Consider the following 21,468-nt stretch of genomic DNA (forward strand, 5'->3'; position numbering starts at 1 on the left):
CTTCGGATGAGGCGCCTTGCTCTCTCCCCTTTCCTCACCCACCGCCCCCTTTCCCAGCCGCTACTCGTTCGAGATTTCCTCCACCACGGTCGCCCCGAGCTCCCGCACGATCAGTTCGCGGCCCGAGAGGGCCGACTCGTTGAGGTCGGGGTCGTCGTCCTCGGGGATGTCGTCCTCGATGGAGACCGGCGGGGGTTCCGGCGCGGACCGTGGTGGAGCGGGGGCCGGGGCGGGCGTCGGCGTGGGCTGGGCACTCGGGGCGGGTGTCGGCTGGGGGGAGGCCGGGGCCTGGGGGGCGGGGGCGCCGTAGCCTCCCGTGTTCCCGGTGCCGTAGCCGCCGGGGGTCCCGCCTCCGCCGTAGCCACCACCGCCGCCGTTGAAGCCGCCGGGCGCCGGGGGTGCCGCGCCGCCGCCCGACGGGTCGACGACGGCCTCGATCTTCCACTGGACGCTGAACTGCTCGGCGAGCGCCTGCCGCAGCACCTCCTCGCTGCCGCTGCTCGCGAAGTTGTCGCGGGCCCCGGCGTTGACGAAGCCGAGCTGGAGGGTGGTGCCGTCGAAGCCGGCCACCTGGGCGTTCTGGCTGAGCAGGATCCAGGTGAAGCGGCGGCGGTTCTTGACCGCTTCCAGGATGTTGGGCCAGAGCTGGCGGGGGTCGAGTCCGCCGGCCGGCGGGGCGTAGGCGGCCGGACCCGGCGCGGAGGCCGCGGGGGCGGGCTGGGCCGGTGCCGGGGTGGCGGCGGGCCGGTGCGCCGCGGGCGCCTGGGGCTGACCGCCGCCCGCCGGGGTCGCGGTGGGCCAGCCACCGGGACGCCGGCCGCCACCGGCGGGGGTGGCGGTGGGCCAGGCGCCGGGGGCGGAGGCAGGGGCCTGCGCCTGGGCCGAGGTAGGGGGTGCCGACTGTGTGCCGGACGGCTGGTGGGGCGTGTGGGGCTGGCCCGGGTGACCGGCCGGGGACTCGTCGGAGCCCGGCCCGGCCGGAGAACCGGGAGCCTGGCCGGCGGGAGAGCCCTGCGCCGGCCCGCTGGAGGAGCCCGGGACCGGACCGGCGGGCGTGGCCGCATCGGCGGACGGCGCCGAGTCGGCCGTAGCGCCGGGGAATCCGCCCGGAACGGCGCCGCCCTGGGCGTTGCCGCCGGGCATGCCGCCGCCCTGGATGCCGCTGCCGGGTCCTCCGCCGCCAGGCGCACCCGAGCCCGGACCTGTGGTTGGGCCTGCACCCACGCCGGTGGCCCGCACCGCCGCCCGGGCCGCGGCCGGACCGCCGCCGGACGGGACCGGGGCCGACGACGGCACCGGAGCCGATGGCGGGACGGCGCCTGTCAGCGGCCCCGGGGCAACTCCCCCGTGGGCCTCCGGCCCCGGCACGTAACCCATCGCGGGGGCGCCGCCGGCGGCCGAGAAGTTCACGCCCCGCTCGATGCGGTCGAGGCGGGCCATGACCGAGCGCTCGTCCCCGTAGGCCGCGGGGAGCAGCACGCGCGCGCAGATGAGCTCCAACTGGAGGCGGGGCGAGTTGGCGCCGCGCATCTCCGTGAGGCCTTCGTTGACGAGGTCGGCGGCGCGGCTGAGCTCGGCCGGGCCGAAGGTGCCGGCCTGGGCCTGCATGCGCTCGATGACATCGGCGGGGGCGTCGATGAGCCCCTTCTCCGCGGCTTCGGGAACGGCGGCGAGGATCACCAGGTCCCGCAGCCGCTCCAGCAGGTCGGCGACGAAGCGGCGCGGGTCGTTGCCCCCCTCGATGACTCGGTCGACGACCTCGAAGGCGGCGGCGCCGTCACCGGTGGCGAAGGCCTCGACGACGGCGTCGAGGAGGGAGCCCTCGGTGTAGCCGAGGAGAGAGGTGGCCATGGCATACGTCACACCCTCCTCCCGCGCTCCGGCGAGGAGCTGGTCCATCACGGACATGGAGTCACGCACGGAGCCCTGCCCGGCGCGCACGACGAGCGGCAGCACGCCGTCCTCGATCGGGATGTTCTCCTTGCCGCACACCTCGCCGAGGTAGTCGCGCAGGGTGCCGGGCGGCACGAGCCGGAAGGGGTAGTGATGGGTCCGCGACCGGATCGTCCCGATGACCTTCTCGGGCTCGGTGGTGGCGAAGATGAACTTCAGATGCGCCGGGGGCTCCTCGACGACCTTCAGCAGCGCGTTGAAACCGGCCGACGTGACCATGTGGGCCTCGTCGATGATGTAGATCTTGTACCGGCTGGAGGCGGGGCCGAAGAATGCCTTCTCGCGCAGCTCACGGGCGTCGTCCACACCACCGTGGGAAGCGGCGTCGATCTCGATGACGTCGATGGAACCCGGGCCGTTGCGCGCGAGGTCCTGGCAGGACTGGCACTCGCCGCACGGGGTCGGGGTGGGTCCCTGCTCGCAGTTCAGGCAGCGGGCCAGGATGCGCGCGCTGGTCGTCTTGCCGCACCCGCGCGGACCGCTGAACAGGTACGCGTGATTGACCCGGTTGTTCCGCAGCGCCTGCTGCAGCGGGTCGGTGACATGCTCCTGCCCGATGACCTCGGCGAAGGACTCCGGGCGGTAGCGGCGGTACAACGCGAGAGACGACACGCATACGAGGTTATAGGCGCCCACTGACAACCCGACCCCGCGCGGGCCCGCGGTCCGGGAACGCGAACGCCCCCCACGCACCCGCCAGAGCCAACCTACCCTTGCTGCCTTCCGGCCCTGGGGGAGTTCAGTCAGATAGCGCCGCGTGAGGGGCTGCCCAAACAGTACCCGATGGCGAGGGGTGGGAACGAGTTCGCGAGCACTCCTCAACGTCTTGTATTGTTTGCGGCGGAGGATTCGCCTAGAGGCCTAGGGCGCACGCTTGGAAAGCGTGTTGGGGGCAACCCCTCACGAGTTCGAATCTCGTATCCTCCGCCAGTGCCTCACCGGGCACGATGTCGAAGGGCCCCACCGTTCGCGGTGGGGCCCTTCGACGGTTGCAGTCTCATCTACAGTCTCAACGCGCTCCTGCGGAGCCGTCCGGGCCGCCTTCGTCGGCAGCCTTGGCCACCTCCCAGATGAGACCGCCGACCCGCTGCGCCACGTCTGCCATGATCCCGCTCGTCACGTGCTGGTAGCGGGCCGCCATCGCGGTCGATGACCACCCCATGATCTGCATCACCACCCGTTCCGGAACTCCGAGGATGAGCAGGATCGTGGCGGCGGTATGCCGGGCGTCATGCAGCCGGCCGTCCCGCACCTTGGCATCGGTGAGGAGCTGCTTCCACACGTCGTAGTCCGTGCTGGGGACCAGCGGCTCACCCATGGGAGACGTGAAGACGAAACCGGTCTCACGCCACTCGTGAGCGGCCAGCCGACGTTCCCGGTCCTGCTCCTTTCGGTGCAGTTCAAGCAGTCGGACCAGCTCACCAGGGACACCGATCACGCGGCGCCCGGCCCGCGACTTGGTGTTGGCCGTGTCCTCGTTCTTCCGAACACGCTGCTTGCAGTACCCGGGCTTTCGGCCGCAGTCTCCCCCACAGCCGTGCAGGTACTTCGGCCGCAGCCTGTTCTTTCTCACGCGGAGAATGCCGTTGTGAAGGTCGACATCCGACCAGCGCAGGCCCAGAGCTTCGCCCTGCCGCAGCCCCAGGGCGAGAGCGATGGACCAGCGGGCACTGTTGCGCAGCTTGGCAGCCTCTGTGAGGAGGCGCTGCACTTCCTCGATGTCGTACGGCTCCACCTCCTCTTCCTCAATCCTCGGAGGCACTGCGAGGGTGGCGACGTTCCGGGTCACGTGGCCGCGGCGAAGCGCGTGGTTCAGGGCCGTGCGCATCGTGCGGTGGACCTGATGAGCCGTCGCAGCCTTGCTCCCGTTGAGCTGCATCTTCGTGTAGAAGCGCTCCAGGTGCTCAGGCTCCAGCTTGTCGAGTCGGTGAGCGCCTACGCCAGGAATCAGGTGCACCCGCACGGCTACCTCGTACCCGGCATAGGTGTTCTCGCGTACCGAGGGCTTGGCGATCTCTTCCACCCAGTGCAACAGCCACGCCTTGACGGTCCACGGCCGGCCAGGCTTACGAACCTTCCCCTCGTCACGCTGCTTCTCCAGCGCGCGGACCTTTTTGATGACCTCCGCTTCACTGACCTTGCTACTGACGTGACGCCTGTCAGGCTTCCCGTCGTCGCACACGCCGACCGTGACGCGGCCGTGCCAGTAACCGTCTTTGCCGAAGTAGATGGACGATGCGCCGTCAGGGCGCTTGGCGCGCTTGGCCATTGGACTCCTTACGCGACTGCGTTCTTGGATCGCGATTGCATGCGCTGGGCGAGGTAGTCGTTGAGTGCCTGCACTGGGACTCGACGGCTCCGACCGATCGGCACGGTCTGCACCGCGCCATCGCGGATGAGGGCGTACATCGTGGTTCGGCCGATGCTCAGACGACGGGCGGCTTCCTCCACCCTCACCGCGAGGAGGGTGGGGTCGAAGTCGGCGTCAGAGGGGCTGATGTCGGTACGGACTACGGAGAGCTGGCGGGTCTGGTCACCTATCAAGGTCTCGACTCCTTCGCGGCGCGAAGAGAGAGCCTCCCGGCTCCCTTCCGGGGAATCCGCAACATCCGCCACGCCGCAACATTGCAGGTCAGCGGCTTGGATCTGTGGCGGATGCCGGTTGTGTTGCGGATAGGTGCCGCCACGATCGGCTCGCAGCGGCACCTTGGGGCTGCGGCTGGTCAGCCGGCGATGCGGAGTTGGCGTGTGTCGGTTTCCGCGAGCATGTGGCGGGTCTCGGAAGGGGTATCCGCCACAGATTCACCCCCGTTGACCTGCGGTGTTGCGGCTGTGGCGGATGTTGCGGATCCTCCGGGGTCAGGGGGGCAGTAGCGGGCCCAGGCGTCGCTAAGGTCCTCCGCGTAGTAGCCCTTGGGGGTCGTCGCACCGACCCGGATTCCGCGCGGCTTGATCGGGCTGTTGTCGGGGCGCACGTACTGGCTCAGAAGCTTGGACAGGGCGCGCGCGGTCAGGGGCTTGCTGCTCTGCCCGTCGTCGCTCATGTCGGACCAGGGAGCCTCATCGAGCTGGAGGAGAACCTCCAGAATGGCGGCGGTGGGCATCCGGTCCACGCCACAGAACACCCGGTCGCGCAGGTCCGTGAGCAGCTTGACTCCCAGGGATGCCTGGTCGCCCTCGGATGCGGCTTTGATGAGCGCGATGCAGGCGGCGCGGGCCCGCTCGGGCCAGTGCCCGCCGGCCGCGTCCGCGACCGCGAGCAGCGGCTCCCACACGTCGGCCGGCCGGTCGGTGACACCCTCGGGCATCTCCGGCCACGCGGCCGCGATCTCGTCGTGAATGGTGGCGGTCCACTCCGCGAGCCGGTCACGCAGGACGTGTCCCTGCTTCTCGTGAATGCGGCGCCGGTAGGGCTCGCACTTCTCGTTGGGTGCCTTCTTCCGCATGCGGATGATGACGGACCGGGTCAGGATCGTGTCCGGCAGCGAGCCGAGCCCGGCCATGGCCACCGCGCAGAACGACGGGAAGAACCCTGCCTTCTGCTCAGACCCCTCCCCGACGCAGCGCAGCGACTTGGCGCCGCGCCGGTAACCGGAGTTGAGGAACCCACGAACCTCTTCGTTGCCGCCGGCCTTGGGCCCGAAGACGGTGTCGATCTCGTCGAACAGCAGCGTCGGCGTTCCCGCATCGGCCGCTACCAGCCGGAACAGGGCGTTGGCGGAGGCATTGACGGTGGTCGCGGAACGCGGAGTGAGGGTCTCGATGATCTCCAGTGCCCGCGACTTCCCGGAGCCCGGCTCGGGGCTGAGGAACGCGATGCGGGCGGTGCCGTCGAGCGCGTCGATCAGGTGCGCGTGCGCGTCCCACAACGCGACAGCGACGTAGGCGTGTTCGGTGGGGAACACGTTGAAGCGGCGGTGGAAGGCTTCCACCTCGTCCAGCAGCGCGGCCCCGTCGATGATCTCGGTCATGCGGCGGCCCTCCTTTCGAGCAAAGTTGCGGGCGTCCCGGTGCAGGCGGATTTGTGGGCGGCGTACTCCGCAGCCAGGGCGGCCACCTTCGGTGCCCCGGCGGCGGTGCCGGTCTGCCCGCACGAACAGGCGTAGGCGGCGTTGGGGGTGTCGCCGGGGCGGGTGGACCAGCGGGCGCCGTCCCAGTGATGCCGGTAGACCGGTGGGGCGTAGATGCGGATACCGGGCTGCTCCGGCGTCGGGTCGGGGGTGCTGTGGCGGGCCTGGTTGCTGCGGAACTTCTCAGAGCGACCAGCAGAAGGGACGCCCTGACGGGCGGCGACCTTCGGCACGCCTACAGCCGTCGTGTCCACAGGCTGTGCAGCGGCCGGCGCCCCGTCGTGGCCGGTGAGGCTCTTAGTAGGTGGGGGGCTGCTCATGCCGCCCTCCCACCGGGAGCGTTGTGGGCGATGGACCAGTCCAGACCACGTGTGATGACGTCGTCGTAGTAGCGCTGGGACTGTGTCGCGTTGCCCGATGCCGCCCTACTAAGAGCCTCCTCAACCTCCCCGCGATCGAGGTCGCCGGACGCGATCAGCCGCCCCAGTGCCCGCGCGGCCCGCAGCAGCGTGGCGTTGCGGGTGCCGTCCGCAGCCGTGGCCACGTTGTCCACCTCGCCCCGCAGCGCCGCCGCGGCGTACCCGCTCGCTTGGGTCGTCACGGCGATGGTGCCGCCGTGCGCGGGCCGTGGGCGGGGCTTGAGCAGCGTGTGCAGCCAGTCGGGCAGCACGGCCGGGGGCCGGTCGTCGAGAACCTCGTACGTGCCGTCCGGGGTGGTGCTGCCGGCGGCGACGACGTACCCGCCCCACCCGCGTGTGTCGATCTTCTTCGCGAGGCGTCCGGCGGTGTTGTGCAGCCGGGCGCCGGAGGGTTGGGCGAAGTACAGGTGCTCTCCATCGCGTGCAGTCCGCGTCCGGTAGGTGGCGGGGATGTCCTGTCCGGCGCGCTCGCAGAGCGCCGCGAAGGAAGTCGCGCCGTCAGGCGCTCCTTTCGGCTCTTCCGGCTTGAGCGTGTCCAGATCGACGACCAGCAGCCCGGCGGGGCCGGTGGCGATGCCGACGTTGTAGGGCTGGTGTGCCCAAGCAGCGGTGAGGAGTTCGGTCTCGGTGGTGGCGCGCTGCTCGGGGGTCTTGTGTCCGTCGACGCAGCGGCCGGTGTGGGGGCAGTACTTCTCCGCGTGGCCGGCGGGCCGCTTGTCGCGGGGGTGCAGCGGGATGACGGGCCAGCCGCGTTCTGCCGCTTCCAGCGCCGCGCGCAGCAGCGCGGCCCGGGTGTCATGGGTCATGCTGGTTGTCTCCAGTTCCTTGATGGTGACTGGCTGACAAGGGCGGCCCCGGTTCTTTGGCGAGACGTGGGGGCCGCCCTTGGCGTAGCTACTTCTTCGAAAAGACCTTGAAGGTGATGCCGCCGGCGCCGATCGGCCCGGCCGCGCTGGCGATGACGGTGGCGGTGTGCGCGGCGACGTCCATGAGCCAGCACAGGGCGGCGACCACGCCCCAGGTGCCGAGCGCGGCGGCGCCGGCGATGGCGAACGGGATGAGCAGGCGTTGCCAGGGGAAGGCCGCGGTGGTGTTGTCCTGGATGACGAACACGACCGGCTGTCCGGTCGCCTGCGCGCGCTGGTAGGCGTCGGCGGGGATGTGCGGGGCCATCTGGTCGGGCGGGGTGTGCTGGCTCATTTACGGCTCCCTCGGGGTGTGCCGCGGGCCCGCGCCAAGAGGTGGCGCGGGCCCGTGCGGCGGGGTTGCGTGATGGCGTTGTGCTTGTCGCTTGTCTTGTCGTGCGGCTTGTCGTCTGGCTTGTCGCTTGTCTTGTCTTGTCGCTTGTCGCCTCCCAGCTCACAAGCCGTTTCCGGGCTTCCGGGACCCGGCAGGCGGCATGTTTGAGAGCAGGGGCGACAAGCGACAAGTGATCAGTTGCCGGGGGCGTGGGAGCGGTGGACGTAGCGGGCTTTGGTGCCCTCACCGACGCGGACGGCAGTGCCGTCCTCCATCCACGTTTTCAGCCAGCCCACGACCGTCTGGCGGGTCGTGCCGTAGGCGTCCACGAGCGCCCGGGCGATCGCGGATGCTCCGGTGCCCTCGGGTCCGGCGGCGAGCAGCGCGGCGAGCGCGGCCTGCTGCGCGGGGTTGTCCTGCTCGCCCCGCAGCGCCGACAGGTTCAACCCGCCTGCGGCGGGCGGCGGGGTGTCGCCGCCCGGAGCGTTCGGGTCGGGTGCGGTGGCGAACTGGGCGTCGATCTCCTCGCGGAACCGGCGCGCCAGCTCTTCCTCCGGCGACTCCGGCCGCGGATTCAGGGCCGACAGCCGCAGTCCCGTTCCCGCCCCGCCAGTCGGCACGTCGTTGGCATCGTCCGTGACGACCTGATCGCGCATCCAAGCGATGCGCTCACTGTCCCAGCGCCGCGCGTACGCGGGGCCCGCGGCCTTGACCGACACGTCATCCAGGAGCGGGTGCCGGTCGGAGGTGGCGGCGATGATGTCCCGGATCTGGTTGGGGAGGATCCGCCACGCCTTGAACAGCGCGGCCGGGGATTCGGGGGTGCCCATGAACCCGGCGCCCTTGTAGGGGGCTTGGTCCACGCGCAGGCCGCGGGAGCCGGGGAACATCTTGCCCAGGTCCATGCCCTCGGTCTCCCCGCCGGTCAGCGCGACGCGCACCTTGGCCTCGCGGCGGATCATCAGGTTGCCGAGCACGCTGCCGGTCGCTCCGAGGGCGGTGAGGACGGTGCGCACGCCCATGGCGCGGGCGATCCGGATGACCTCCAGGATCTTCTCCGCGAGCTTGCGCATCTGCCGGTCGGAGCTGGCGAGGATCTCCGCGCCCTCGTCGATGACCAGCATGATCTGAGGAATCCGCGGGCTGATCGGCAGCAGGTCCGTGTTGGCCTTGGACAGCAGGTCCTGATAGCCCATCTTGCGCTGCTTGGCCACGCGTACAGCCGTGTCCAGCATGGTCACGGCTTCGTCGAAGGTGCCGGCGAGCCAGTCGATGCCGGGCCGGACCGGCTTGCCGTCCTCCCGCACGATGTCCCCGTTGAGGGCGGGCAGCACCCAGGGCAGACCAGCCGAACCGGCATTGAGGTCGATCACCCAGGTCAGCACGTCTTCGGCGCGTGCGAATCCGGCGAGGATCGCGTGCACCATGTTCGTCTTGCCTGATCCGGTCGGGCCGACCACCAGCGCGCACTGTTCGCGCAGGTAGGCCAGGATGTGCTCCGCGTTCGTCCGATAGCCCCACGGGATGCCGGTGTGCAGGGACAGAACGCTGTAGTCGGTGGGGTACGTCCGCTCCTGCTCCAGAACGTTGACGGTGGTGACGTCGATGATCACGCGGCCCTGGTGGACGCCGGGGGAGGCGGTGGCGGTGCAGCCGTGCGGCAGGCGCGCGTCAGCGGACAGCCGCGGCGACTCGGCAGCAATCTTGTTCCAGGTCGCCCCGCCGGCCGGGAGTTCGGCGTCGAGGGAGAACCCGGCGCCGGTCTCCCACATCTCCACCCCCACCACGCGCACAGTGATCGAGCACACCCGCTGGATGCGCTCCACCCACTCAGAGGCGATCGCGCGCCGTTCCGCGGACAACTCCGCGGCGACCTGCCGCTGTTCGGCCGCAAGGGCTTCCTCCTCGCGCGCCTCCTCGAACAGCGCGGAAGAGCGGGCCGCCGCACCGATCCCGACACCGATCGTAGCGAGGGAGCCGAGTGCGGCCCAGGTGAGCGGTCCGTGGGTCATGGCCCACGTGGTCCATCCGGCACCCACGAGCCAGGAGGCGGCGCGGGTGGCGAGGGTGCGGCCGGCGTTGCGCACCCGCAGCCCGACGACGGTGTGTCCGAGGGCGCCGGCGGCGCCGACGGCGAGGGCCCAGCCGGGGGGCATGGCGGTTGCGGCGCCGGTGGTGGCGACGGCGAAGGCTCCGGTGGTGGCGGACAGGGCGCCGGTCACGGGTCCGTGACCGGCCGCCCAGTCCAGCACCGGGCCACTGCTCTGCTGCTTCTTGGCGGTGGCGGTGCTGCTCATCTCAGACGTTCCAGCCCTTCTCAGCCTCGGTGCCGTTGCGGGGGTCCTCGTGGCGGGCGATGTCCTGTTCGTGCGCCTGCCGGAACAGCGGGCCCATGTCCTCCGCGACCGCCACGGCGCTCATCACGGCGCCGAAGATGTCGTTGAAGCCGTCCGCGACCTCCTTCTCCAGCGGAAACTCCGAGTCGGAGCGCTCCGCGAGGATCTTCATCACGTTCGCCACCGACGTGAGCGCGGCCGGGAGTCCCTCGACCATGGCGAGGATCTCCATGGCGTTTTCGGGGTCGTACTGGTTGGCGGCCTGCTCCATCTCGGCAGCGGCCTCTTCGAACTGGAAACCGGACACGTGCTCTCCTTCACTCACCTCGGGGACCGTGCTGGTGGGGACGGTGGCCGCGGGGCGTTCGACGCTGTCCGCGATGCCTTCCGTGCCGTCCTTGGCGGCCTCCGCATCGGCGGCGGCCTCCTGCTCGCGCAGGGTCTTGCGGGCTTCCTCGTCCCGCTCCGCGCGCTGCTCGCCCGCGCTCTGCACCATCCGCCGGTACAGGCGTCGGCCCGGGTGGATGAGGGCGGGGATGTTGAGCTTGCGGCCGATCCAGGTGGACAGGCAGCCCAGTAGACCGACCGGCAGTGCGAGCAGCGCGGCGAGCAGTCGCCGCCCGTGGAAGCGGGCTGCGGACTTGCGCAGCGCCTTGCGCGCCGCCGCGCGGGCCTGGGCTTTGCGGATGGTGGCGCGCTGCCCGGCGACCGCGGCGCCGGTCTTCGCGTCGCGCTTGGTGCGCTGCTTGGCGATCGCCGCGTCCCGTGTAGCGCGCGCCTTGCGGACGGCGCCGCCCATCAGGCGGCCCGCCAGACCGGCCCGCTTGCCGAGCCGGGTGTTGCCGGCGGCGGCTTTGGCGTTGCGGCGCGCGTCGGCGACCGCGCGGCGCGCGCTGGTGGTCTGCGCCCGCTGCCCGGCCCGTGAACCCGCTGCGGCCTTCTGCGAAGCGCGCAGCGCCTTGACCTGCCCGACCCGGCCTGCAGCCCCAGCCGCGGTGCGGGTTGCCGGGTGCTTGGACGCGCCGTGACCGCTCTTGCCCAGCGTCTTTCCGCTGGTCGCGGCGCTTGTGGTGCGGCGGTGCTGGCCGGGCAGCTTGGACAACCCGCCACCCGAGCGACCGGTACGCGAACCTGCCGAACGACTTCCGGAGCTGCGGCGGGTGCCTGCTCCGCCACTGCGCAGACCAGCACTACGGGCGGCGGAACGGCCGGCAGCACGGGCCGCGGAACGGCGCGCCTCCCGGCGGGAGTTGGGCTTACGGGAGCGGGTGGCGGCGACCGTGCCGAGCACCACCATGCCGGTGGCGGCGACCGCCGCGGCGATCGGCCCGCCGGCCAGCGAGGCGGCGGCGACCGCTCCCACCGTGCTGTTCGCCCCGGACAGAGCGAGCGGCACGATCGGCCAGCCACCGGGCGAGTGCTCCACCTCCGCCGCATCCTTCGCGGCGGTGGGCGGGGCGTCGGGCGGTGGGGGCGGTGCGGTGGGGGGAGCCGGGGCTACTACCGGCTCGGTGCTGAGTTCCGTCATGCTGTGAGCACTCCTTCAGGGGAGTAGGGCCCGGCCGTGCTGTAGGAGGCGGTGGCCGGGCCTGCCGAATCAGGGCTGAATGCGCAGTTCAGTGGGTGCGGTGGGGGTGCCGGGCGGCGATCTCCTGCCACCTGCGGCTTTCCGCGCTGTCCGCGTGGGTGAGGCTGACGCGGAAGTCGCAGCCGGGCCGCGTGCAGCGATGGGTCGTTGTCGACCAGGCGTCGATCACGCGGAAGAGCAGGCTGGTGAAGGTGGCCAGGCAGGACAGGCAGCAGGCCAGCAGCAGTGCGACGGGCACGCCGTAGGCGGACAGCCGCACGCCGATGGCGATAGACAGGGCCGCACTGACAGCGGCGGCGCCCGTGGTGAGGGCGCGGTGACGCGTGGTTTTCACTCAAACTCCCTTGCAGGGGTGGGGTGTTCAGGCGGCGCGCTGTTCTTCGGCGACCAGGCACAGGCCGCAGATGCCGTGCGAGGTGGGGATGCAGTAACCGACGTCCAGTTGGCAGCGGGGGCAGGTGCGCCGGGCGAGCATCGCCAGCGCGAGAGCGCCCCACTTGCGCGACGTCATCGGACGGACCGGCTTGGCCAGGTCCTCGCGGTACAGGAAGGCCACCCGGGGCGTGCCGCGGCGGCGGTTGATGCGCATGACTTGAGCTGCGATCGGCTGCCCGCCGGGCCGTAAGCCCCTCGTGCGGAGCTGGCGGCGCGTGGCGTAGCCGTCGGGGGCCATGCGCCAGGGGTAGGTCGGTATGCCGAAGCGGGCCCCGTTCGGGTCGAAGCACTTCGCGTATGCGGTGGGCATCAGAGCATCGCCCCGTCAGCCTCGAATACGGGGTGGCCGGCATCGCGGAACTCCTGGTAGCGGGTGGACACCCACCCCACCGACCAACCGCACAACTCGGCAGCGGACCGCACCGACAGCCCCGCCTCGAACGCGGCCTGCACCGTCGCCCGCGCCTGCTCCTCGGGAAGCTTCTCCGAGGCGGGCCCGGCGGCCAGCAGCGCGGCGCGTTCACGCTCAGCCTGTGCCTTGCGCTCAGCCTGTTCACGGCGTTCACGCTCCACCCGCGCGGCCCGCTCCCGCTCGGCACGCTCAGCGGCCTCCCGTTCACGGCGTTCACGCTCCCGAGCCTGCTGTTCACGCTCGCGCTCAGCGCGTTCACGCGCCTCCCGCTCAACCCGCTCACGGGCCGCGGCCTGCTCGCGTTCCTCGCGGCGGGCGGCTTCCTCGCGCTCGGCCTGCTCGCGGATCAGGCGGGCTTCGTGTTCACGCTGTTCACGCGCCAACACTGCGGCGTGCTCGCGCTCCTCGCGGGCCAGCCGGGCGGCCGTCTCGCGCCGCTCGGCAATCACCCGCTCACGGGCCTCGCGCTGCGCCTGCTCCCTCGCCTCCAGCTCGATTACGGCCGCGGCGATCGCGCGCCGGTAGGCGAGCCCGGTTTCCGCGGTGACGATCAACAGCAGCGGTGCGACCGCGTGCACGGCCACCCCGACCAGGTCGTTGTGCAGGGCGGAGTCGGCGACGTTGAGGGCGAGGGTCATGCAGCCGGTCATCCAGCGCAGCACGATCGGCCACTTCCCGCCGTGCCCTCCGAGCCGGGCCAGCACTGCATCGAGGCGGACCACGATGACCACCGCGGCATCCACAACCAGGGGCAGGATCGGGGCGGTCCACTTCCACTTGTCGGGGGTGTGGGCGGCGGCGAGCGGGGTGACGGTCAGGATCGAATACAGCATCGCGCCCGCCACGATCAGCCACGTACCGACCGACAGGGCGCGCTCGGCTGAACGGATCTGAACAGCGTTCACGCTCCCCACCCCTCCCGTGAACGCACCCGCGTCGCGGCGATCAGAACGACCGGCGAAGCGGGGTCCTCCGGGGTGTCGCTGTCCTCGGTCCACTGCCACTCAGCGGCCGGTACCGACTCGAAGCCGAGCACGCTGAGCGCATCGGAGCGCTGCGTGAACGTCGGCACCGCGAGCGAGCCGGCGAAGGTGAACTCCGGCCACGGGTCGGTGGTGTTCAGCAGCACCACGTACAGGCGCCACTGGCCCTTGAACACGGACATCTGCGCCGTGAACGTCTGTGCCGTCACGCCCCGACCCCCGAGGCGGTGACCGTGTGGTTGATCAGTTCCACCCGCGCGGCCAGCGCTCGGCGGCGGGCCCGGCGGATGCGCCGCTGATCCAGCTCGCTCGGGGTGCGGTCGAGGGTGGCGATGTGCGCGTCCAGCAGGTCAATGTCCGCGAGGATGACCGGCATCTCGCGGTCAATCGCGTCCAGCTCCGCATCCGTCGGCTCCATGTAGTCGGCGAACGCGGTAACAGCATCCTGAACAGTCACGATGGGGTTCATTGGGTCGTGGTCCTCTCAGAAGGTGAACGGCCCGAACAGCGGCTCCCGGGTGGCACCCCGGGAGCCGCGCGCCGTTGAAGTCGGTCAATCCGGCTCCCCGCGCTCCCGCCCGTCCCCCGGCCGCAAGGCGGAACGAGGTACGGGCGGGAGAGGCAGCCGGCCGCAGCGTCCAGCGCTGCGAAACCAGGACGGACCGGAAAGAGCAGCAGCGCCGCCGGCCGGTCCATCGCGGCGGCGCCTCGGTATGTCGTCGGCCCATGCCGACCTCCCACAGATCGCAGGGACACGGCTTCACCGGTACGCCGTTGCCACAGCGGACCGGCCCCGAGCCGGGAACGTCGGGCGCGTCATCGTCACTGCTCTGACGCCAGCAGGGCGGCGCGCACCAGGTGGCACCACGAGCGGTTGACCTCCCGAAAGGAAGGGATGATCCGCACGAGTGTTCATCCAGAGCTGGAACGCAGCGGCGGGACAGGTACACCCGCCTTCAAGTGGCCGCCAGCGGCCATCACCCGGGCCGTTGCGGGGACAGGGGATAAGACCCCGTCGACTGACGCTCTGTTCAGTTTTCAACCAACGGCCGCTTCCTTCGTACTCGCCCCTGCGGGCTTTCCTCCGGGCGCTGTCAGCGCAGGCGGACACACTCAATGGTGTTGGACCACCTGCTCAACTTGTTGGTACAAGCTGATGCAGTGATGCTGCACCACGGACAGTGAGTCGTCAAGGGGGTTGGGCCTGCATGTACCAACAAGTTGCGCGAGTGCGTCATGATGAGGGCATGAGCAAGCAGCCGAAGTACCGACAAGTCGCGGACGTCCTACGTCGCGAGATCGCCAACGGCACCTACGCGCCCGGCGCTCGGCTGCCCTCCGAGAACGACCTACAGCAGCGGTTCGACGCGTCGCGGAACACCATCAGGAACGGCCTAAGCCTGCTGGTCGGAGAGGGTCTCATCTCGTCCAGCCAGGGGCTTGGCTACGAGGTGAAGTCGCAAGAAGTGTTCGAACTCAACGCCTCCCGCTTCGAGAACCTGACCTTCCCGCAGAACGGTGACGCCTACAGCACGGACGTGACCAACGCGGGGCGCCGGCCGCACCAGACCTTCCGAGTCGAGATGCTGCCGACGCCGCAAGAGGTCGCTGAGCGCTTGAAGGTCGAGCCCGGTACGACGGCAGTATTGCGGTTTTGTCATCGCTACGTGGACGACGTCCCTTGGTCCACTCAGGCCACCTACTATCCATCGTGGCTGGTCGACGCATCACCGCGACTGGCTGAGCCTGGAGACATCGAAGAGGGCACAACCCGATACCTGGCTGCTCAAGGCATCGAGCAGATCGGGTACTTCGACGAAATCGCCGCGCGGATGCCGACCCCGGAAGAGGCGCGGCTGTTGGAGGTCGGAGCAGGCGTACCGGTCCTGCTCTGGACGCGAACCGGCTACTCGGCTGACCGCCCGATCCGGTGCACCATCACCACCTTCCGGGGCGACTTGAACCGGATGAACTACGAGATTGGCGATCTGGCCGCCCGGAGCGAGAACACGTGATCATCACGCTTGCAGAGCCGCACGATGTAGCCAAGCTGTTGGCCTTCCGCGAGGAGGCCGCTGCTTGGCTACGTGGGCTCGGCTCTGATCAGTGGAGCCGCCCGTATCCGGCTGACAAGCTCCTCGCCACGATCGAAGCGGGCACAGTGTTCATGCTCCGCGACGGACACACAACGGCCGGCACCATCACGCTCACCCCTGACGCCGAAGACGGCCTCTGGACTGACGACGAACTGACCGAACCGTCGATGTTCATCAACAAGCTCACTGTGGCCCGCGAGTACGCCGGGCAGCACCTCGGCGGTCGACTGCTCGACTGGGCGGGCGACCGGGCGCGGCGTGCAGGGGCCCGGTGGATTCGGTTGGACGCATGGACCACGAATGACGCGCTCCAGCGGTACTACCTCGAACAGGGCTTCAAGCACGTTCGTACGGTCCGGGAGGGCGGAGCGGTGAACGGTGGTCCACGGGTTTCCGGTTGGCTCGCACAGCGGCCAGCACGGTTGGCCGATCACGGATTCACGGATCGGACGCCAGAGCCCGCCCGCCTTCCTTTTGCAGCCTGAGTCCAGGCCTCAGCAACCTCTGCGGCCATCCTCCGGCCAAACGGAGGGGGCGCCGCTCCTGGCCGCGGGCACATCGTGGGGAGCGTGGGAGCGAGTGGTGGGTTGAGCGGGAATCACCGATTCAACCACCGGCATCAGCCGCCGCCAAAAGCTCTTGGATCAGATCCTCTTCCGTTGGAATGCTGCGCCGTTCAAGAATCGCACGTACTGTGTGCGTCAAAATACTCCAAGCCTCCATCCAAGGATCCACTCCACCTTTGGTCTTAATGACGCCACCATGGGCCACCTTCGACCGATCTCCATAGGATCTCTTTGCCCGCTGGAAGAAATCTTGCCGATCCCCCAAAGGGGACTGGAGTTGAGCCAGATAAAGGGCAAGCCGAAAGCTGACTTCGGATTGAACCTTAGGAAATATCGATTCCAGGCCAGTCCAGACATGAAGAAGCGATTGCCCGACGTCAGGAACTACTGGGCTGGAAGTCAGAACGCGCTCAAGGAACAAGCAGACTGGGTACCTATCGCGGAGGCCTATCCACTTCTCAACATCCTCAGCCACCTGGGCGAACAGGTTCGGCGTGACGGATCGATTGAGGGCCTCCCTGCGGGTTGAAGAGCCTGAGCTGTATGGCGCCCCCCAAATCTCTACAGACGCCGTGTCGCTGGTGATCCCTTCCCGCAGCCCCTCCGGGAGGAGGTCGATTCCATAGCTCGACTTTCGCGAGCATATCCCTGCATATTCATTTATGGAGTGGCTGGAAATGAACTGGACCGAAAAGGGGTGAAATTCGCGAGCGTACATCATCACATGGAACGGGGCAATTTTCTCTTGCGCATCCTCGATGGACTCCCCCGTTATGGCCAGCTCCAGATTGCAGCCCTTAAGTCGCGTGTCGCCCACCGTGTACGGGATATGGAGATTATGCTTGCTGCCCAACTCCGCCCAATCGAATAGGCTGACCTCCCACTTTCGCGGGACCAACCCATATGCTCCTGCTTGAGTAGGCTCAGAGAACCCTTCCGGAATAAGACCTGCGAGCGGCGCGTAGTACGTACCCATGCGCGATCCTTCCCTATCGCCTGCGTCTAATTATGCGTCAGGCCAAAGGCCCACGTCCGCCCGATTTCGTTTGTCCAGACGTACGAACATGGCGGGCCGTCAATGCCGCGCAGCCCCACGGGACAACACGGTCTCCAAGGTTGTGTCAGTGGCTGGTGCCAAACTTCGATGTATGACTACTCGAAAAGGTTGGCCGCGGGATAGGAACACCGGACCCGGGGGCGGGATGTCAACAGGGCCCGGAGGCGGCATGTCCACCGGTCCCGGCGGCGGGATGTCCACCGGCCCCGGAGGCGGCATGTCCACCGGCCCGGGAGGCGGGATGTCAACAGGGCCCGGAGGCGGGCTCTCCACCGGCCCCGGAGGCGGGCTCTCCACGGGTCCGGGAGGTGGGCTTTCAACTGGCCCAGGAGGGGGACTTTCCACAGGTCCGGGAGGCGGGTTGTCTACTGGTCCAGGGGGAGGCCTCTTCACCGGACCGTGCACCAATCCCTATCGCAGTGTGCAGCCGCCTCGGCATGTTCTTCTGCCGTACCTCAGGGAGCACGGCCTGGGGCACTTCGCCGATCTGTTGGAGAACTACGGGTAGGCGACGTGCGGACCTGTCGTCCAGTCTCAACGGCAGTCTCATCCGTGGCAGTTCACGCTCGTTCAAGACCTAGCCAGCAGAAGGCGACACACAGGATCTGAACGGGCCTGAACTACCAGGAACAGCGACCAGCAGAGTTGGAAAGCGTGTTGGGGGCAACCCCTCACGAGTTCGAATCTCGTATCCTCCGCCAGTGCCTCACCGGGCACGATGTCGAAGGGCCCCACCGTTCGCGGTGGGGCCCTTCGTCGTTGTCCTCAGACCCCGTTGTCCTGGTTTTTGTCCACAGCGGGTGTCTCGGGAGTTCCCCAGATGGCTTCGGCGATCTTCCGGGCCACGTCCTTCAGCATGGCGTCCGGCACATGCAGGTACCTCGCCCGCATGCTCGCGGAGGTGCCCGGCTCCCACCCCATGATCTGATCGATGACCCGGGCCGGGACACCGAGCAGCATGAGCACGGTGGCGGCCGTGTGCCGGGCATCGTGCAGCCGGCCGTCCCGAACCCCCGCGTCTTCGAGCAGACGCTTCCAGTCGTGGTAGTCCGTGTTCGGGCTCAGCGGGCCACCGAGCGGCTTGGTGAACACGTAATCCGACTCGGTCCACAGGTCGCCGGCCGCCTTACGCTCATGCGCTTGCGTCTCGCGGTGGGCACGGAGCATGGCGACCAGCGGGCCAGGCAGGGGCACGGCGCGGCGGCCGGCGCGCGACTTGGTGTTCTTGGTCTCACGCCGCACCTGCACCTTGGCGGGGCAGTACCCCGGTTTCCGGCCACACGGCGAGGCTTCGGGGCACCCGTGCTCGTACCGGGGGCGCAGTCGGTTCCGGCGCAGTTTCAGGTACTCATTGTCCAAGTCGACGTCAGACCAGCGCAGTCCGAGCGTCTCGCCCTGCCGTAGTCCGAGTGCCAGGGCCAGCATCCAGCGGGCGCTGTTCCGTCGTTTGTTGGCTTCGAGCAACAAGCACTGGACCTCTTCGACGGAGTAGGGCTCCACCTCGGATTCGTCCTCCTCCACCCGGGGCGGTTTCGCCAGTGCGGCGGCATTCTTCGCCGCGTAGCCGCGCCGTACCGCCTCCCCCAGCGCGGTTCGGGCGGTGCGGTGGGCCTGGTGAGCCGTACCGGCCTTGCGCTCCCCGTTCGCCTGCATACGCCGGTACAGGCTCTCCAGGTGCTCGGGCTGCAAGCGGTCAAGGCGGTGCTTGCCGATACCGGGCACGAGGTGCACGCGAACGGCGACCTCATAGCCGTCGTAGGTGTTCTCGCTGACGGTCGGCTTGGCGATGTTCTCGACCCAGTGCTGAAGCCACTTCTCTACCGTCCACGCCTTGCCGGGCTGTTGCGCCGAACCCGCGTCGCGCTGCTTCTCCAGCTTTTTGACTTCCTCGACCAGGTCTTCGCGCGTCTTGCGCGTCAGATGCCGGCGGTAGGGCTCCCCGTTGTCCTTGAAACCCATCGGCACGCGAGCGTGCCAACGGCCATCCGCCCCGAAGTAGATCGCGGATTCACCGTTGGCACGGCGGGTGCCCTTCTTCTTCTCTGCCACGGGCAGACTCCTGCTTTCTCGCTGTCAGGACAGGGCGGGCAGTCCCGAAGAACTGCCCGCCGATTCAGGTGGGTGGGGTCAAGCAGCTCGTTGTGCCGCGCGTCGGCGAGCGAGGTACGCGGCTGGCGCATCGGCGGGCACGCGACGCAGACGACCGATGTCGATGGACTCCAGCTCTCCAGAGCGAATGAGCCCGTAGCACGTGGTACGGCCGATCTGGAGGCGCCGGGCGGCTTCCTCGACAGTCAGCAGAACGAGGGTGGTGTCGATGGCGTCGGCGAGCTGGGCCGTGTCCATGCGGAGGACTCTCCTTCGTCGTTCGACCGTGGGGTTCAAGCCCCTCTGGGAATTCGAGGCTCTGGTCATGGCGGGGCTGGCACCTGTCCGAGGTTCGGATTTCTGCGTCACCGCGTCACCTGCGTCATTCAGGTCGCTGACCTGCGGTTATTGGTGACGGAGCACGGTGGGGCTGCGTCACCGCCGCGTCACCTGCGTCACCGGGTGGTGACGCAGGTGACGCACGATGACGCAGACGGGTGGGCTCTGCGTCACCGTCTTCTCTGCTGGTCAGGGGGTGTTTTCCGTCGCTGGTGACGCAGGTGACGCAGCCTTCCCCTACTTAGGAAAGAGAGGGGGTGGTGTCTGTTGTTGTGCGCGGCTCAGAGCGCGAAGAAGGGGCCGCTGCGCGGCACGTCCTTGGGGCGGTGCTGCGCACCGAACAGCAAGAGGAGCACCCATCGCCGCGTCGTGCCGGGTGCTCTTCTTGCTGTTGCGCGGTGACCTCGCGTTCAGAACGCGGGCTCCTGTTGCGGTCCGGGTGCCGGCGCGGGTTCGGTGAGTTCGATGTAGCGGGCCGTTTTGGTGCGTCCCCAGTCGACGATGAGGCCGCGGGCGGCGAGGGTGGGCTGAAGGCGCTTGAGGCGGTCGGAGAGGACCTTGCCGGTGGTCGGCCACCCCTTGGGCAGCGGGCGGCAGTCCTCGCCGCTGTAGAGCCGGGTGAGGAGGTGCAGCCACTCCGCGGACGTCATCCGCTCCTGCGCCCCGGGGTGCATGCCGGCCGCGTACTGGAGCACGGTCTGCGCGAGCAGGTCGCCTTCGATGACGTCGTCGTTGAGGTCGTCCAGCCCGGCCCGGTAGGCCGCCAGAGCCCCGAGACCCATGGCCTGGTCGAGCTGTGCGCACAGGTGGGCGAAGTCCGCCATCCGCAGGTCCGTCGGCGTTACGGCGGTGGCGGCGCGGACCTTGACGGTCAAATCCAGCAGCGAGCCGAGCATGACGGGCAGCGCTTCCGCATATTCCGTCCACAGTTCGGCTTCGGTGCGGCGTACCTTCGGGCGTTCCAGGCGGAGCGGGAGGAGGCGTTCGGCGAGGTCGGGGCGGATGACGCCGACGTCGATGCCGGTCAGGAGCAGGGGGCGGCGGTAGCGGGCGCGGAAGACGTCTCCGTCGGTGAACAGCGCCCGCTTCACGGACTCGGCTCCGGTGACGATGCAGCACATGGCGTCGGACAGGTCCGGGGTCATGTGGGAGAGGTTGTCCAGTGCGGTGACCCATCCCGCGGCCACGGCCGCGATCAGGTTGTCCTCGTCCTTCGGGGCGCGACGCAGGTCTCCCGTCATGCCTTCGATGAGCCGGATCAGCATCCGCCCGCCGGTGGACTTGCCCGCGCCCTGGGGGCCGGTGAGGAAGGGGGCGGGGACGGGCACGGAGGGTTCCAGGCAACCGATCAGCCAGGCCATGGCCAGGCACTCGGTCTCGGCGCCTGCGAAGTTGCACAGCCTGAAAAGCTGGTCGATGCCCTTGCCGTTGGTGTCCTTGGCAGGCAGCGGCAGTTCGCCGGTGAGCTGGGTGCGCCGCCAGCACACTTCGCTCGGGTTGGGGACGGCGATGTCCCAGCCGGTGGGGTGGATGCGCACGGATTGGCCGTCGTTGCGGCCCAGGTCCAGCCAGGTGGCCCCGTCCAGGCCGGGGGCGACGCGGATGTGGACGGGCTGGACCTGCTCGGTGAGGGCGAGTGCTTCGATCAAGTCGAGTGCCTCCTTCATCGCGGTGCCGTTGAACGTGCCGAGTCCGTCCTTGAACAGGCCGACCATGAGTTCCTGTCGGTGGCTGCCGGTGGTGCCCTGGGAGCGGATCGGGCGGGCCACGGGGTGGCCCTTGCGCTGGGCGTAGACGGTGCCGTCCGCGGTGCGGAAGTAGCGAAAGCGCTCTTGCGCGTAGTCCGCGATGACCTTCCGGGCCGGGTTCTTGTCGTCGTCGTCCATG

At 69.3% G+C, this 21,468-nt stretch carries 20 protein-coding genes, 1 tRNA gene and 1 other RNA gene; 3 read left to right on the forward strand and 19 right to left on the reverse strand.

Features of this window, described 5'->3' with window-relative positions:
* Window positions 1–60: 60 nt before the first annotated feature.
* Window positions 61–2,565 (reverse strand): DNA polymerase III subunit gamma and tau, encoded by a 2,505-nt coding sequence (locus tag IOD14_RS42905; protein WP_212673066.1) that lies wholly within the window; start codon window positions 2,563–2,565, stop codon window positions 61–63.
* A 59-nt stretch (window positions 2,566–2,624) separates the two neighbouring features.
* Window positions 2,625–2,723: signal recognition particle sRNA small type (ffs, locus tag IOD14_RS42910), an RNA gene on the reverse strand.
* Between the two features lie 72 nt (window positions 2,724–2,795).
* On the opposite strand from ffs, the gene IOD14_RS42915 reads away from it, so the two are divergent.
* Window positions 2,796–2,883 (forward strand) — tRNA-Ser (locus tag IOD14_RS42915).
* A 79-nt stretch (window positions 2,884–2,962) separates the two neighbouring features.
* Here IOD14_RS42915 and IOD14_RS42920 read toward each other — a convergent pair.
* The 13 genes from IOD14_RS42920 to IOD14_RS42980 all read right to left on the reverse strand — a co-directional run bounded on the left by IOD14_RS42920 (window position 2,963) and on the right by IOD14_RS42980 (window position 13,904).
* Window positions 2,963–4,222 (reverse strand): site-specific integrase, encoded by a 1,260-nt coding sequence (locus tag IOD14_RS42920; protein WP_212673067.1) that lies wholly within the window; start codon window positions 4,220–4,222, stop codon window positions 2,963–2,965.
* Window positions 4,223–4,230: 8 nt separating this feature from the next.
* On the reverse strand, window positions 4,231–4,569 hold the full coding sequence (locus IOD14_RS42925; RefSeq protein ID WP_249126216.1) for a helix-turn-helix domain-containing protein: 339 nt from the start codon (window positions 4,567–4,569) through the stop codon (window positions 4,231–4,233).
* Window positions 4,570–4,676: 107 nt separating this feature from the next.
* Window positions 4,677–5,924 carry a DUF3631 domain-containing protein gene (locus IOD14_RS42930; protein WP_212673068.1) on the reverse strand — a complete coding sequence of 416 codons (1,248 nt, stop codon included), beginning with the start codon at window positions 5,922–5,924 and terminating at the stop codon, window positions 4,677–4,679.
* A complete protein-coding gene (locus tag IOD14_RS42935; RefSeq protein WP_249126217.1) occupies window positions 5,921–6,343 on the reverse strand; it encodes a hypothetical protein in 423 nt (140 codons plus the stop codon). Before IOD14_RS42935 ends, IOD14_RS42930 begins: the two co-directional genes overlap by 4 nt.
* Window positions 6,340–7,248: a bifunctional DNA primase/polymerase gene (locus IOD14_RS42940; protein ID WP_212673069.1), complete on the reverse strand. Its 909-nt coding sequence runs from the start codon at window positions 7,246–7,248 to the stop codon at window positions 6,340–6,342. The genes IOD14_RS42935 and IOD14_RS42940 overlap by 4 nt, the downstream gene beginning before the upstream one ends.
* 88 nt (window positions 7,249–7,336) lie before the next feature.
* On the reverse strand, window positions 7,337–7,642 hold the full coding sequence (locus IOD14_RS42945; protein WP_212673070.1) for a hypothetical protein: 306 nt from the start codon (window positions 7,640–7,642) through the stop codon (window positions 7,337–7,339).
* Between the two features lie 233 nt (window positions 7,643–7,875).
* Window positions 7,876–9,978 (reverse strand): hypothetical protein, encoded by a 2,103-nt coding sequence (locus IOD14_RS42950; protein ID WP_212673071.1) that lies wholly within the window; start codon window positions 9,976–9,978, stop codon window positions 7,876–7,878.
* Window position 9,979: 1 nt separating this feature from the next.
* The gene (locus IOD14_RS42955; RefSeq protein ID WP_212673072.1) at window positions 9,980–11,545 is read right to left on the reverse strand and encodes a hypothetical protein; all 1,566 of its coding nucleotides are present in this window, start codon (window positions 11,543–11,545) and stop codon (window positions 9,980–9,982) included.
* Window positions 11,546–11,633: 88 nt separating this feature from the next.
* Window positions 11,634–11,939, reverse strand: coding sequence for a hypothetical protein (locus IOD14_RS42960; RefSeq protein WP_212673073.1), 306 nt, complete (start codon window positions 11,937–11,939; stop codon window positions 11,634–11,636).
* Between the two features lie 27 nt (window positions 11,940–11,966).
* On the reverse strand, window positions 11,967–12,350 hold the full coding sequence (locus tag IOD14_RS42965; protein ID WP_212673074.1) for an RRQRL motif-containing zinc-binding protein: 384 nt from the start codon (window positions 12,348–12,350) through the stop codon (window positions 11,967–11,969).
* Complete coding sequence (locus tag IOD14_RS42970) at window positions 12,350–13,357, reverse strand: DUF2637 domain-containing protein (protein WP_212673520.1); 1,008 nt, start codon at window positions 13,355–13,357, stop codon at window positions 12,350–12,352. The genes IOD14_RS42965 and IOD14_RS42970 overlap by 1 nt, the downstream gene beginning before the upstream one ends.
* Window positions 13,354–13,644, reverse strand: a complete 291-nt coding sequence (locus IOD14_RS42975; protein WP_249126218.1) for a DUF6303 family protein — start codon at window positions 13,642–13,644, stop codon at window positions 13,354–13,356. Before IOD14_RS42975 ends, IOD14_RS42970 begins: the two co-directional genes overlap by 4 nt.
* Entirely contained in the window at window positions 13,641–13,904 is a 264-nt protein-coding gene (locus IOD14_RS42980; protein WP_212673075.1) for a DUF6284 family protein, read from the reverse strand. The genes IOD14_RS42975 and IOD14_RS42980 overlap by 4 nt, the downstream gene beginning before the upstream one ends.
* A gap of 778 nt (window positions 13,905–14,682) precedes the next feature.
* Here IOD14_RS42980 and IOD14_RS42985 point away from each other — a divergent pair.
* Together IOD14_RS42985 and IOD14_RS42990 are read left to right on the forward strand one after the other, a co-directional pair.
* A complete protein-coding gene (locus IOD14_RS42985; protein ID WP_212673076.1) occupies window positions 14,683–15,450 on the forward strand; it encodes a GntR family transcriptional regulator in 768 nt (255 codons plus the stop codon).
* Window positions 15,447–16,016 carry a GNAT family N-acetyltransferase gene (locus IOD14_RS42990; RefSeq protein WP_212673077.1) on the forward strand — a complete coding sequence of 190 codons (570 nt, stop codon included), beginning with the start codon at window positions 15,447–15,449 and terminating at the stop codon, window positions 16,014–16,016. The genes IOD14_RS42985 and IOD14_RS42990 overlap by 4 nt, the downstream gene beginning before the upstream one ends.
* 121 nt (window positions 16,017–16,137) lie before the next feature.
* Here the strand turns inward: IOD14_RS42990 and IOD14_RS42995 are convergent, their stop codons facing one another.
* The 4 genes from IOD14_RS42995 to IOD14_RS43010 all read right to left on the reverse strand — a co-directional run bounded on the left by IOD14_RS42995 (window position 16,138) and on the right by IOD14_RS43010 (window position 21,467).
* Window positions 16,138–17,073 (reverse strand): HEPN domain-containing protein, encoded by a 936-nt coding sequence (locus IOD14_RS42995; protein ID WP_212673078.1) that lies wholly within the window; start codon window positions 17,071–17,073, stop codon window positions 16,138–16,140.
* A gap of 846 nt (window positions 17,074–17,919) precedes the next feature.
* Window positions 17,920–19,203 carry a site-specific integrase gene (locus IOD14_RS43000; RefSeq protein ID WP_212673079.1) on the reverse strand — a complete coding sequence of 428 codons (1,284 nt, stop codon included), beginning with the start codon at window positions 19,201–19,203 and terminating at the stop codon, window positions 17,920–17,922.
* 78 nt (window positions 19,204–19,281) lie between these two features.
* Window positions 19,282–19,500, reverse strand: a complete 219-nt coding sequence (locus IOD14_RS43005) for a helix-turn-helix domain-containing protein (RefSeq protein WP_212673080.1) — start codon at window positions 19,498–19,500, stop codon at window positions 19,282–19,284.
* A 491-nt stretch (window positions 19,501–19,991) separates the two neighbouring features.
* On the reverse strand, window positions 19,992–21,467 hold the full coding sequence (locus tag IOD14_RS43010; RefSeq protein WP_212673081.1) for an ATP-binding protein: 1,476 nt from the start codon (window positions 21,465–21,467) through the stop codon (window positions 19,992–19,994).
* Window position 21,468 lies beyond the last annotated feature (1 nt).

This window comes from Streptomyces sp. A2-16 (genome assembly GCF_018128905.1).
GTDB lineage: Bacteria > Actinomycetota > Actinomycetes > Streptomycetales > Streptomycetaceae > Streptomyces.